The organism is Enterobacter sp. Y17 (assembly GCF_019730495.1).
In the GTDB taxonomy this organism is placed as follows: Bacteria; Pseudomonadota; Gammaproteobacteria; order Enterobacterales; family Enterobacteriaceae; genus Enterobacter; species Enterobacter asburiae_B.
Genome location: NZ_JAASKP010000002.1, coordinates 1 through 12913, shown reverse-complemented (window position 1 = coordinate 12913; position 12913 = coordinate 1). Strand labels below are relative to the sequence as shown.

Genomic DNA, 12913 nt, shown 5'->3' with positions numbered 1-12913 from the left:
GATAATGTCTCGCCCTTCTCAACCGCTCTAGCGTAACCCCACACTCGAGTAGAACCGTCCATGCTGGTCAGCCAATACAACCCTATCCTTGTCGTCCTCTCCTTTGTTGTTGCCATTCTTGCTGCGTATACCGCGCTGAACATGGCTGCACGCGTCGCCGGGAGTCAGGGCGTCGCTGCCCGCGTCTGGCTGGCTGGCGGCGGTATTGCTATGGGGATTGGCGTGTGGGCCATGCATTTTATCGGCATGCTGGCGATGGACCTCTCCATGAGCATGAGCTACAACGCCACCCTGACGGTGCTATCCATGGTCATCGCCGTGGGTTCGTCGCTGTTTGCGCTATGGCTTGTGAGCTGCGAGCAACTACGCCTGCGCCGACTGCTGCCCGGCGCGCTGGTAATGGGAAGCGGTATTGTGGCCATGCATTACACCGGCATGGCGGCGCTGGAGGTGATGCCCGGGATAATCTGGGACAAGGTCTGGGTGGCCATTTCGGTCGTGATTGCGCTTGCCGCTTCGCTCGCGGCATTATGGCTGACCTTCCGCCTGCGTCGCGAAGCCGCGCAGGTCGTGCTGATGCGCATGGGTGCCGCCATCACGATGGGAATTGCCATTGCCGGCATGCACTATGCCGGGATGAAAGCGGCGCAGTTTCCGATGTCCACAATGGTTCACCATGAGGGTATCAACGGGAGCTGGCTGGCGGTGCTGGTCAGCGTCGTCGCGCTCTCTATTCTTGGGATCACCCTGCTGGTGTCGATGCTGGATGCCCGCCTTCAGGCACGCACCGCCCTCCTGGCCTCGTCGCTGGCAGAAGCTAACCGGGAACTCGCTCAGCTGGCGCTACACGATACCCTGACGCGTCTGCCCAACCGTATCCTGCTGGAAGACAGGCTCGATCAGGCCATCAGCAAAGCCGATCGTGAGGGGAATCACTTTGCCCTGATGTTCATGGATCTTGACGGCTTTAAAGCTATCAATGATGCCTACGGCCATGATGTCGGTGACAGGCTGCTGGTCGCCGTTACGCAGCGTCTGCTGCTTCTCCTGAAAGGCCAGTTCACCCTTGCACGCATCGGCGGTGATGAATTTGTTCTGCTGGCAGAGGGAGAAGGTCCGGACGACGCGGCATCGCTGGCGAATTCGCTGGTGCGCGCGATCGATAGCCCCTTCAATCTCAGCCCCTATGAACTGGTGGTGACCCTCAGCATTGGTATCGCGCTGTACCCTCACGACGGCAAAACCGAGCGTGAGCTGATGTTTAACGCCGACGCGGCGATGTATCACACGAAGCATATGGGCCGTAACGGTTACCACTTCTTCCAGCCCTCCATGAACACCCTGGCGCAGACCCATCTCCAGTTATTGAACGATTTGTGGATGGCGATCGATCGCAATGAGCTGCGCCTGCTGTATCAGCCAAAATTTCACGCCCCGGCGGGCCCGGTCCTCGGATTCGAGGCGCTGTTGCGCTGGCAGCATCCTAAGCAAGGGTTACTGACGCCGGACCTTTTTCTGCCGCTGGCGGAAAAAACGGGGCTGATCGTCCCGATTGGCAACTGGGTGATTAATGAAGCCTGTCGCCAGCTGCGGGAATGGCATCTTCAGGGACATCAAAGCTGGTCAATGGCGGTAAACCTGTCGACACTGCAGTTTGAACAACCTTCGCTGGTTAAAACGGTTCTCGACTGCCTGGCACTTCACCAGGTGCCACCGGAAATGTTGATCCTCGAAGTGACGGAAACCACGGCGATGAGCAACCCGGATGAAAGCGTACGCGTGCTGACAGAGCTGACGGATGCGGGCGTGAAAGCCTCCATTGATGATTTTGGCACCGGATATTCGAGCCTGCTGTATCTCAAGCGCTTACCGGCCTGCGAATTGAAAATCGACAGGGCGTTTGTGCAAGAGCTCAGCGGCGAGAGCGAGGATGCCACTATTGTCTCTGCGATTGTGGCTCTCGCTAAAACACTTAACCTGAAAGTTGTGGCTGAAGGTGTGGAAACCGAAGCGCAGCAAGCCTTTTTAACCGAGCTGGGCTGTAACACCCTTCAGGGTTATCTATTAGGTAAACCCGTCAGCGCGCAGACCATAGAAGCACTTTGTGCCCGAGGGGAAATGTTACCTGGCGCTGAACAGTAAGCACCATCCGGCGACACGCGAATAACCGGGAGTGTCGCCAGTATGCTATCGACCAGAGCGGGAGCCTGCTGATAAAGATTAAAACTGTCGTTATTCATTAACCAGTTTTTAATTATTCCGCTAAAAAAAGCGTGGAATACAATCATGGTGAGATCAACATTCACCTGTGGCGAAATGATGTTTCGCGAAATACAGGTCTCCAGCGTGGCGCGTAGCGTGTCATCGTTGAATCCGATACGCTTTCTAATTTCACGTTCAGAAATCATATCGCTGCTAAATTCACACTTATGATACAGAATTTGTAAAAGCGCACATTGCCGGGGTTCATGGGCAATATACTGCAGCGCAGTAATAAATTGCTCACGAAGTTTTAACAATGGATCGTCACTATCGGAAAGGGAAAGCCTGTCGTGAATAATCTCGCGAAGCGGTAATTGCTGTTCCCAGATGGCATTAAATATTTCAGATTTACTGGTGAAGTGCCAGTAGATCGCGCCGCGCGTCACCTTAGCAGCATCAGCGATATCCGTCAGCGTCGTGCTGGCTACGCCCCGCGTCGCAAACTGTTCGATAGCCGCCTCAATCAGCTGCTGCCGGGTTTGTTGAGCCTCTTCTTTCTTTTTACGCGCCATAGGCAACTACTCGTTACTCACAAGGTTTAAAAGTAATATTGCGTTCATGCAAACGTAAGTATTCACTAAAATCCGTTTTAATTTTGCACAAAAAAAGTCACCCCTCTTGATTTATAATCATTATAAATATATCGCTCCAATTAAATTGGCGTAGTGAATAATTAAAAACATTAAACTCATTTACCTGATTAACATGCCTGAAGTATATCCCTGAATGGACCCGGTCTGATTCTGATTTTTTCTACAAGCATGGTCATTCGCACTTATAAATTAAAAAACATTAAATACCCTCATTATTATACGCAGCTACATTTTATTTTTATCCCTCTGCCCCTGCTACCGATTCGCGGCATATATCGGTGAATGGGTATTTAAAGGAACAGTAATGACGAATCATTTCAGACGTTTGCCCTTATCCGGTTTCATTGTCTGCGCGGTACTGCTCACTGGATGCGATGGTCAGGAAAATCAACAGCAACACCAGCAGGCGCCTCAGGTCAGCGTGCATATTGTGAAAAGCGCGCCTCTGGCGGTCACCACTGAACTCCCGGGCAGAACAGATGCATTTCGCGTTGCGGAGGTTCGTCCTCAGGTTAGCGGCATTATCCTGCGCCGTAACTTCGCGGAGGGTAGCGATGTAAAAGCGGGCGAGTCACTTTACCAGATTGATCCTGCGCCCTATCAGGCAGCCTATGACAGCGCGAAAGGCGAACTGGCGAAGGCTCAGGCGGCGGCCAATATTGCGCACCTGACGGTGAAACGTTATCTCCCGCTGGTAGGCACCCAGTATGTCAGTAAGCAGGAGTATGACCAGGCCGTGGCGACGGCTCAGCAGGCAGATGCCAGCGTGGTTGCCGCAAAAGCGGGTGTTGAAAGCGCACGTATCAACCTTGCCTACACCAAAGTGACCTCTCCGGTTGATGGTCGTATCGGAAAATCCAGCGTGACCGAAGGGGCGCTGGTGACGAACGGGCAAGCCGCAGCGCTGGCAACGGTCCAGCTGCTCGATCCGATTTATGTTGATGTCACCCAGTCCAGTAATGATTTTATGCGCCTGAAACAGACGAGCCTGCAAAAAGGTGATATCGCCAGCAACGTTGAGCTGCTGATGGAGAACGGGCAGCCCTACCCGCTAAAAGGCACATTGCAGTTCTCTGACGTCACGGTCGATGAAAGTACCGGCTCGATCACCCTGCGCGCCATTTTCCGGAACCCTCATCATCTGTTGTTACCCGGCATGTTCGTTCGCGCCCGCATTGATGAAGGCACCCAGCCGGATGCGATTCTGGTACCACAGCAAGGCGTGACCCGTACACCGCGAGGCGATGCAACCGTGCTGGTGGTGAACGATAAAAACCAGGTTGAGCCGCGAACCGTCGTGGCCCCTCAGGCAATTGGCGATCGCTGGCTGGTGACGGAAGGGCTGAAAAACGGTGACCGCGTGATAGTCAGCGGGCTACAGAAAGTCAGACCCGGGGTAACCGTCGTCACCACGCCTGATATCACCACGACGCCAGCCGGTTAAGGGACGACGACATGGCTAATTTCTTTATTCAGAGACCGGTTTTCGCCTGGGTACTTGCCATCATTTTGATGATTGCAGGCGGGCTGGCCATTCTCAAACTTCCCGTCGCACAGTATCCGACCATTGCTCCTCCCGCCGTGGCGATATCCGCGACTTACCCGGGAGCGGACGCTCAAACGGTGCAGGATACCGTGACCCAGGTTATCGAACAGAACATGAACGGTATCGATAAGCTGATGTATATGTCCTCCACCAGCGATTCGGCGGGTAACGTCACCATCACCCTGACCTTCGAGTCAGGAACCGATCCGGACATCGCCCAGGTACAGGTGCAGAACAAGCTGCAGCTCGCCATGCCGCTGCTGCCGCAAGAGGTTCAGCAGCAAGGGATTGGCGTGGAGAAATCCAGCAGCAGCTTCCTGCTGGTCGCCGGCTTTGTTTCAGACAACAAAAATCTCACGCAGAATGACATCTCTGACTATGTCGCTTCGAACGTCAAAGATGCCATCAGCCGAACGTCTGGCGTCGGTGACGTTCAGCTGTTTGGCGCTCAGTATGCGATGCGCATCTGGCTCGACAGCAACGCGATGAACAAATACCAGCTGACGCCGCAGGATATTATCAACCAGCTGAAAACGCAGAACGACCAGATAGCGGCAGGCCAGCTGGGCGGAACGCCGTCCATTCCCGGGCAGCAGCTGAATGCCTCGATCATCGCGCAAACCCGCCTGAAATCACCGGAGGAGTTTGGCCGCGTGACGCTCAAGGTGAATCAGGACGGCTCGATGGTTCATCTGAAGGACGTGGCTCGTATTGAGCTGGGTGGCGAAAACTACAACATGGTCACTAAAATCAACGGGCAGGCGGCAACCGGTCTGGGGATTAAGCTGGCAACCGGGGCAAATGCGCTGGACACCGCGGCAGCCATTAAGAGCAAGCTGGCGCAACTGCAGCAGTTCTTCCCGCAGGGGCTGAAAGTTGTCTATCCCTATGACACCACCCCTTTTGTGAAAATCTCCATTCACGAAGTGGTGAAGACCCTGTTTGAAGCAATCATTCTCGTCTTCCTGGTCATGTACCTGTTCCTGCAAAACCTGCGGGCGACGCTCATCCCGACTATCGCGGTGCCGGTCGTTCTGCTGGGTACCTTTGCGGTTCTGGCGGCATTCGGTTTCTCCATCAACACCCTGACGATGTTCGGTATGGTGCTGGCGATAGGTCTGCTGGTCGATGACGCTATCGTGGTCGTTGAGAACGTTGAACGCGTCATGGTCGAAGACAAACTGCCGCCGAAAGAGGCCACGCAGAAGTCGATGGAGCAGATCCAGGGTGCACTGGTGGGGATCGCCATGGTGCTCTCGGCGGTCTTTATTCCGATGGCCTTTTTTGGCGGCTCAACGGGGGCGATCTATCGCCAGTTCTCGCTGACTATCGTTTCCGCGATGGCGTTGTCCGTACTGGTTGCGCTAATCCTGACGCCCGCACTCTGCGCAACGTTGCTTAAGCCCGTATCCGGCGACCATCATGAGAAGAAAGGCGGCTTCTTCGGCTGGTTTAATGCGCTCTTTGATAAAAGCGTGGAGCACTACAGCAACAGCGTGAGCGGTATTTTGCGTAAGACAGGGCGCTATCTGGCGGTATACGTCATTATCGTCGGAGGGATGGCGGTGCTCTTCCTGCGCTTGCCTACCTCCTTCCTGCCCGAAGAGGATCAGGGGGTGTTTATGACGATGGTTCAACTCCCGGCGGGTGCAACCCAGACGCGTACTCAGCAGGTCCTCGATCAGGTTCAGGACTACTATCTGAACAACGAAAAGGCGAACGTGGAATCCGTCTTTACCGTAAACGGCTTTAGCTTTAGCGGCCAGGGTCAGAACGCCGGTATCGCCTTCGTCAGCCTGAAGCCCTGGGAGGAGCGCCCGGGGGCGGAAAACGGCGTCGAAGCCATTGTGGGTCGCGCGACAAAAGCCTTCAGTCAAATTACAGATGGCCTCGTGTTCCCGTTTAACCTGCCTGCAATTATCGAACTGGGTACCGCCACGGGCTTCGATTTTGAATTGATCGATCAGGCCAACCTGGGGCATACCCAGCTGACGCAGGCGCGTAACCAACTGCTCAGCATGGTGCATGAGCACACTGACCTGCTGGTTCGCGTGCGCCCTAACGGTCTTGAAGATACGCCTCAGTTCAAGCTGGATGTCGATCAGGAGAAAGCGCAGGCGCTGGGCGTCAACCTTTCTGACGTCAACCAGACGATTTCGACGGCCTTAGGTGGCACCTATGTGAATGACTTTATCGATCATGGCCGAGTGAAAAAGGTCTACGTACAGGCCGACGCAAAATTCCGTATGTTGCCGGGAGATATTAACAACCTTTACGTGCGCAGCGCGAATGGGGAAATGGTCCCGTTTTCAGCCTTCAGCAACGCTCGCTGGGTGTATGGTTCACCTCGTCTGGAACGCTATAACGGGATGCCCGCTATGGAGATACTGGGTGAATCAGCCCCGGGTAAAAGTACCGGTGAGGCCATGGCTATGATGGAAAGTCTCGCGGCAAAACTGCCTTCCGGCATCGGCTATGACTGGACGGGGATGTCTTATCAGGAGCGGCTCTCGGGTAACCAGGCGCCTGCCCTGTACGCCATTTCACTGATCGTGGTGTTCCTGTGCCTGGCTGCGCTGTATGAAAGCTGGTCCATTCCGTTCTCCGTTATGCTGGTTGTGCCGCTTGGGGTCATTGGGGCTCTTCTCGCAGCGTCGTTGCGCGGGTTAAACAATGACGTCTATTTCCAGGTCGGCCTGCTGACGACGATTGGTTTATCGGCGAAAAACGCCATCCTGATCGTCGAATTTGCTAAAGACCTGATGGATAAAGAAGGCAAAGGCATTATTGAAGCCACGCTGGAAGCTTCCAGGATGCGCCTTCGACCGATCCTGATGACGTCTCTGGCCTTTATTCTTGGCGTCATGCCGCTGGTGATCAGCACCGGGGCCGGGAGCGGCGCGCAAAACGCCGTCGGTACGGGCGTTATGGGGGGAATGCTTTCCGCAACGCTTCTGGCGATTTTCTTCGTGCCCGTTTTCTTTGTGGTTGTTCGGCGACGGTTTACGCACCATAAAGGTTAATGTTTCCCTGAAAAGGCACCTCTGGTGCCTTTTTATTTTTAACTTAAACAACCAATTAGGTTTTACATAAAGGAAGCATTAAGAATATGATGATTTGCATTAAGTAAAAACAGTCTCTTGCAACTCCATAATGTCTCCATTAATTCCTCCTGAAACCGACTTTTCTCCACGATTTTTACAAACTACATAATTTGAGATTATTCCTCGTGTAACGAGGACTTACCCCGGTGGTAAAATAACCTCCAGTTCGTTAATAGCCCTCCTGGCTTTATAGCGGATGAGAAATAATACTGAGGTAACATCATGAAAAGATTCATTTCCGTTGCACTTCTCGCTGCGCTGCTTGCTGGTTGCGCGCACGATTCTCCATGTGTACCGGTTTACGACGACCAGGGCCGACTGGTTCATACCAATACCTGTATGAAAGGCACCACCCAGGATAACTGGGAGACTGCGGGTGCTATCGCCGGCGGTGCTGCCGCAGTAGCGGGTTTAACACTGGGTATTGTTGCCCTCACGAAGTAACATCTGTTGAGAAAGCGCGGCTCTGGCCGCGCTTTTGCTTTTAATGAGTGCAATATTTTCAAATAAGTAAAAAAATAGCCCTGTAAATATTCACTAAATTAATCTAAGCCTGAAGTCAGTCACAACTTTTTCGCATATTCATTCAAATTACTTATTCTATCGTGATGATTTTCACACATTAAGATTATTGAATACCCTGCCAATATTCACGCTGAAAACTATCTCTTCTTTTTCCTGACCCAACTCGCAACTTTTGCTCCGATTTGTGGCACAGGTTGTAATTTCGCACCGTTCTGGGGCGCTCATTTTATTTAAGCCTGTCTACACTCAGCATTAAGCGTTCACTCGTCTCTTATTTTGTCGAACGCAAAACTGGCATTACGTTTGCTTTATAAACGTTGGCCAAAGCCACAGACAGGTAAAGCGTTTAAAAACGCCTCTATAACGATAAATTTCGCCACACAGGATGCATTATGAAAAAGACGATGATAGCCAGCCTGGCCGCTGCAGGCATGTTGTTTGCCGTAGCCGGTCAAGCCCATGCGGGAACGACACTGGATGCCGTTAAAAAGAAAGGTTTTGTTCAATGTGGTATCAGTGACGGTTTGCCTGGCTTCTCTTATGCCGATGCGAACGGCAAATTTACCGGTATTGATGTGGATGTCTGCCGTGGCGTTGCAGCCGCCGTTTTTGGCGATGACAGCAAAGTAAAATACACCCCGCTGACGGCGAAAGAACGCTTTACGGCGCTGCAGTCCGGCGAGGTCGACATGCTCTCCCGTAATACCACCTGGACTTCCTCCCGTGATGCCGGCATGGGGATGTCATTTACGGGCGTGACCTATTATGACGGCATCGGCTTCCTGACCCACAATAAAGCGGGCCTGAAAAGCGCTAAGGAACTGGATGGCGCCACCGTTTGTATCCAGGCGGGCACCGATACCGAGCTGAACGTCGCGGATTATTTCAAAGCAAACAACATGAAATACACCCCGGTGACATTCGACCGCTCGGATGAATCGGCCAAAGCGCTGGAATCCGGCCGTTGCGACACGCTGGCCTCTGACCAGTCACAGCTGTATGCCTTACGCATTAAGCTGAGCAACCCGGCAGAGTGGATTGTCCTGCCTGAAGTCATCTCCAAAGAGCCTCTCGGCCCCGTCGTTCGTCGTGGCGATGAAGACTGGTTCTCCATCGTTCGCTGGACGCTGTTTGCTATGCTGAACGCAGAAGAGATGGGCATCAACTCTAAAAACGTTGATGAAAAAGCCGCTAAGCCATCCAACCCGGATATGGCACACCTGCTCGGTAAAGAAGGTGATTTCGGCAAGGATCTGAAGCTGGATAACAAGTGGGCTTACAACATCATCAAACAGGTGGGCAACTACTCTGAGATCTTTGAGCGCAACGTGGGATCGGAAAGCCCGCTGAAGATCAAACGCGGCCAGAACAATCTCTGGAACAACGGCGGTATTCAGTACGCACCACCAGTACGTTAAGTCATAGCTGTAACGGGCACTGCTCCGGCAGTGCCCACTCCAGAGTCATGGTTACTGAGGTTTCTTTATGTCCCATCGCCGCTCAGCCGTAAAAGGATCGCTATCCTTTTCTCATCCCGCGGTCCGCGCCTGGCTATTCCAGATTATTGCTATTGTTGCGGTTGTTCTCATCGCCGTGTATCTCATCCATAACACCATCACCAACCTGAATAACCGCGGCATTACTTCCGGTTTCGCGTTTTTAGATCGCAGCGCGGGGTTCGGTATTGTTCAGCACCTTATTGATTACCAGGAAGGTGACACGTACGGACGCGTGTTCGTGGTCGGTTTACTGAATACGCTGTTGGTATCGGCGCTTTGTATCGTCTTCGCGTCGATACTGGGCTTCTTTATTGGCCTGGCGCGTCTTTCTGAAAACTGGCTTCTGCGGAAACTGTCGACTGTTTACATCGAGACGTTCCGCAATATCCCCCCGCTCCTGCAGATCTTCTTCTGGTATTTCGCCGTACTGCGTAACCTTCCCGGTCCCCGCCAGGCCGTCGACGCGTTTGAGCTGTTTTTCCTCAGTAACCGTGGGTTGTCCATTCCTTCTCCTCAACCGGGTGAAGGACTGTACGCTTTTATCGGCGCGATTGTGATAGCGCTTGCGCTCTCTGCGGGGGTATTCCGTTTTAACCGCAAGCATCAGATCAAAACCGGTCAGCTTCGTAGAACCTGGCCCACGGCAGTTGTTCTGATCGTTAGCCTGCCGCTAATTGCACACTGGCTGTTTGGGGCCGCTTTGCACTGGGATATTCCACATCTGCGTGGCTTTAACTTTCAGGGCGGGATGGTATTAATTCCCGAGCTGGCGGCCCTGACGCTGGCGCTTTCGATTTATACGTCCGCGTTTATCGCAGAGATTATCCGTGCAGGGATCCAGGCCGTTCCTTATGGACAGCATGAGGCGGCACGCTCGCTGGGATTACCCCATACCGTGACGCTTCGCCAGGTCATCATTCCGCAGGCTTTACGGGTCATCATTCCACCCCTGACCAGCCAGTATCTCAATATTGTCAAAAACTCGTCGCTGGCCGCTGCGATTGGTTATCCGGATATGGTGTCACTCTTCGCCGGAACCGTGCTTAACCAGACCGGACAAGCCATTGAAACCATCGCCATCACGATGTCTGTCTATCTGATCATCAGCCTGGTGATTTCACTGCTGATGAACCTTTATAACCGCCGTATAGCACTGGTCGAGCGCTAAGGATCTATGATGACAAAAGCGATACTGTCGCACTCCTCGCGCCCTGCCAACTCGACAGGTGGACGTTTCATTCTCTGGGCGCGTAAGAATCTTTTCTCCAGCTGGAGCAACAGCCTGCTGACGATTGTCTGCCTGTGGCTCATGTGGGAATTGATTCCTCCCCTGCTGAACTGGGCGTTTTTACAGGCCAACTGGGTCGGTTCAACCCGAGCTGACTGCACAAAAGCCGGCGCCTGCTGGGTGTTTATTCATGAGCGCTTCGGCCAGTTCATGTATGGATTGTATCCGCACGAACAGCGCTGGCGGATAAATCTGGCGCTGGTTGTCGGCCTGCTCTCTGTCGCGGCTATGTTCTGGAAAAAGCTGCCACATCGAGGACGCTATATTGCCGGCTGGGCCGTGGTTTATCCGATTATTGTCTGGGTACTGTTGTATGGCGGTTTCCTGGGACTGGAACGCGTTGAAACACGCCAGTGGGGCGGGCTGACGCTGACGCTGATTATCGCTTCAGTGGGGATAGCCGGTGCTTTACCGTGGGGGATTTTACTGGCCCTGGGACGGCGTTCAAAAATGCCGATCGTCCGCGTGCTCTCCGTTATCTTCATTGAGTTCTGGCGCGGCGTACCGCTTATCACCGTTCTGTTTATGTCATCAGTCATGCTGCCGCTGTTTATGGCAGAGGGAACAACCATCGACAAGCTGATCCGTGCCCTGGTGGGGGTGATTCTCTTCCAGTCCGCCTATGTCGCTGAAGTTGTACGTGGTGGTCTGCAAGCGTTGCCTAAGGGCCAGTACGAAGCGGCGGAATCACTGGCTCTCGGTTACTGGAAAACGCAGGGACTGGTCATTCTTCCACAAGCACTCAAGCTGGTCATTCCGGGTCTGGTCAACACGATCATTGCCCTCTTCAAGGATACCAGCCTGGTGATCATTATCGGATTGTTCGATCTCTTTAGCAGCGTGCAACAGGCAACCGTTGACCCTGTCTGGCTGGGTATGTCCACCGAAGGATATGTCTTTGCTGCCCTGATCTACTGGATCTTTTGTTTTAGCATGTCGCGCTACAGCCAGCATCTGGAAAAGCGCTTTAACACCGGGCGTACACCGCACTGAGGAAATTATGAGCCAAATAACTATGACACCCGCCGACGCGATGATTACGCTGGAAAATGTGAATAAATGGTACGGACAATTTCATGTCCTGAGGGACATTAATCTTAAGGTAAAGCAGGGAGAACGCATCGTCCTTTGCGGCCCTTCGGGCTCCGGAAAATCCACAACCATTCGCTGTATTAATCATCTTGAAGAACATCAGCAAGGACGCATTGTGGTTGATGGTATCGAGCTGAATGAAGATATCCGCAATATCGAACGCGTACGTCAGGAAGTAGGAATGGTATTTCAGCACTTTAATCTGTTTCCGCACCTGACCGTTCTGCAGAACTGTACGCTTGCGCCGATTTGGGTACGAAAGATGCCGAAAAAGGAAGCGGAGGCGTTGGCAATGCACTACCTGGAACGCGTACGTATCGCAGAGCATGCCAATAAGTTCCCTGGCCAGATATCGGGTGGCCAACAGCAGCGTGTGGCTATCGCCCGTTCGCTGTGTATGAAGCCGAAAATTATGCTGTTTGATGAACCGACATCTGCCCTCGATCCAGAAATGGTGAAAGAGGTTCTGGACACCATGATTGGGCTGGCACAATCCGGCATGACCATGCTGTGTGTGACGCATGAGATGGGGTTTGCGCGAACCGTGGCCGACCGGGTGATCTTTATGGACCGCGGTGAGATTGTCGAACAGGCGCCGCCGGATGAGTTCTTTGCCCATCCGAAGTCAGAACGTACGCGAGCATTCCTGTCACAGGTAATTCATTAGTTGTTTGCTCTGCCGGGTGGAGGCTTCGCCTTACCCGGCCTACCTTTTTTCGCGCATAAACGCAAAAAGGCCATCCTTTCGGATGGCCTTTTCACTTATTTGATGCCTGGCAGTTCCCTACTCTCACATGGGGAGACCCCACACTACCATCGGCGCTACGGCGTTTCACTTCTGAGTTCGGCATGGGGTCAGGTGGGACCACCGCGCTAAAGCCGCCAGGCAAATTCTTTTACTTCTTGCCGAACTTTAACCTAAGTATAAAGTGGTGCTGATACCCAGAGTCGAACTGGGGACCTCACCCTTACCAAGGGTGCGCTCTACCAACTGAGCCATATCA

The 12913-nt window shown here is 53.2% G+C and carries 9 protein-coding genes and 1 rRNA gene; 8 read left to right on the top strand and 2 right to left on the bottom strand.

Annotated features, from left to right (window positions below; translation table 11 throughout):
• Positions 1–60: 60 nt before the first annotated feature.
• A complete protein-coding gene (locus HCH49_RS14315; RefSeq protein ID WP_221702911.1) occupies positions 61–2142 on the top strand; it encodes a bifunctional diguanylate cyclase/phosphodiesterase in 2082 nt (693 codons plus the stop codon).
• Here HCH49_RS14315 and envR read toward each other — a convergent pair.
• Positions 2058–2774, bottom strand: a complete 717-nt coding sequence (gene envR, locus HCH49_RS14310; protein WP_221702910.1) for an acrEF/envCD operon transcriptional regulator — start codon at positions 2772–2774, stop codon at positions 2058–2060. The genes HCH49_RS14315 and envR overlap by 85 nt on opposite strands.
• A 385-nt stretch (positions 2775–3159) precedes the next feature.
• Here envR and HCH49_RS14305 point away from each other — a divergent pair, with 385 nt between their 5' ends.
• The 7 genes from HCH49_RS14305 to HCH49_RS14275 all read left to right on the top strand — a co-directional run bounded on the left by HCH49_RS14305 (position 3160) and on the right by HCH49_RS14275 (position 12576).
• Positions 3160–4299, top strand: a complete 1140-nt coding sequence (locus tag HCH49_RS14305) for an efflux RND transporter periplasmic adaptor subunit (protein WP_221702909.1) — start codon at positions 3160–3162, stop codon at positions 4297–4299.
• 11 nt (positions 4300–4310) lie between these two features.
• On the top strand, positions 4311–7424 hold the full coding sequence (locus HCH49_RS14300; protein WP_221702908.1) for an efflux RND transporter permease subunit: 3114 nt from the start codon (positions 4311–4313) through the stop codon (positions 7422–7424).
• A 303-nt stretch (positions 7425–7727) separates the two neighbouring features.
• Positions 7728–7949, top strand: a complete 222-nt coding sequence (locus HCH49_RS14295; protein ID WP_008502867.1) for a lipoprotein — start codon at positions 7728–7730, stop codon at positions 7947–7949.
• A gap of 473 nt (positions 7950–8422) precedes the next feature.
• Positions 8423–9448 carry an amino acid ABC transporter substrate-binding protein gene (locus HCH49_RS14290; protein ID WP_023333654.1) on the top strand — a complete coding sequence of 342 codons (1026 nt, stop codon included), beginning with the start codon at positions 8423–8425 and terminating at the stop codon, positions 9446–9448.
• Between the two features lie 67 nt (positions 9449–9515).
• The gene (locus HCH49_RS14285) at positions 9516–10697 is read left to right on the top strand and encodes an amino acid ABC transporter permease (RefSeq protein WP_032639774.1); all 1182 of its coding nucleotides are present in this window, start codon (positions 9516–9518) and stop codon (positions 10695–10697) included.
• 9 nt (positions 10698–10706) lie between these two features.
• Positions 10707–11810, top strand: a complete 1104-nt coding sequence (locus HCH49_RS14280; RefSeq protein WP_069303358.1) for an amino acid ABC transporter permease — start codon at positions 10707–10709, stop codon at positions 11808–11810.
• Positions 11811–11817: 7 nt separating this feature from the next.
• Positions 11818–12576: an amino acid ABC transporter ATP-binding protein gene (locus HCH49_RS14275; protein ID WP_023309440.1), complete on the top strand. Its 759-nt coding sequence runs from the start codon at positions 11818–11820 to the stop codon at positions 12574–12576.
• A gap of 104 nt (positions 12577–12680) precedes the next feature.
• Here the strand turns inward: HCH49_RS14275 and rrf are convergent.
• Positions 12681–12796 (bottom strand): 5S ribosomal RNA (gene rrf / locus HCH49_RS14270).
• Positions 12797–12913: the final 117 nt, after the last annotated feature.

Bases quoted from the DNA above. Each gene is read 5' to 3' on its own strand.
- HCH49_RS14315 (WP_221702911.1), top strand. From the start codon at position 61: ATGCTGGTCAGCCAATACAACCCTATCCTTGTCGTCCTCTCCTTTGTT.
- envR (WP_221702910.1), bottom strand. From the start codon at position 2,774: ATGGCGCGTAAAAAGAAAGAAGAGGCTCAACAAACCCGGCAGCAGCTG.
- HCH49_RS14305 (WP_221702909.1), top strand. From the start codon at position 3,160: ATGACGAATCATTTCAGACGTTTGCCCTTATCCGGTTTCATTGTCTGC.
- HCH49_RS14300 (WP_221702908.1), top strand. From the start codon at position 4,311: ATGGCTAATTTCTTTATTCAGAGACCGGTTTTCGCCTGGGTACTTGCC.
- HCH49_RS14295 (WP_008502867.1), top strand. From the start codon at position 7,728: ATGAAAAGATTCATTTCCGTTGCACTTCTCGCTGCGCTGCTTGCTGGT.
- HCH49_RS14290 (WP_023333654.1), top strand. From the start codon at position 8,423: ATGAAAAAGACGATGATAGCCAGCCTGGCCGCTGCAGGCATGTTGTTT.
- HCH49_RS14285 (WP_032639774.1), top strand. From the start codon at position 9,516: ATGTCCCATCGCCGCTCAGCCGTAAAAGGATCGCTATCCTTTTCTCAT.
- HCH49_RS14280 (WP_069303358.1), top strand. From the start codon at position 10,707: ATGACAAAAGCGATACTGTCGCACTCCTCGCGCCCTGCCAACTCGACA.
- HCH49_RS14275 (WP_023309440.1), top strand. From the start codon at position 11,818: ATGAGCCAAATAACTATGACACCCGCCGACGCGATGATTACGCTGGAA.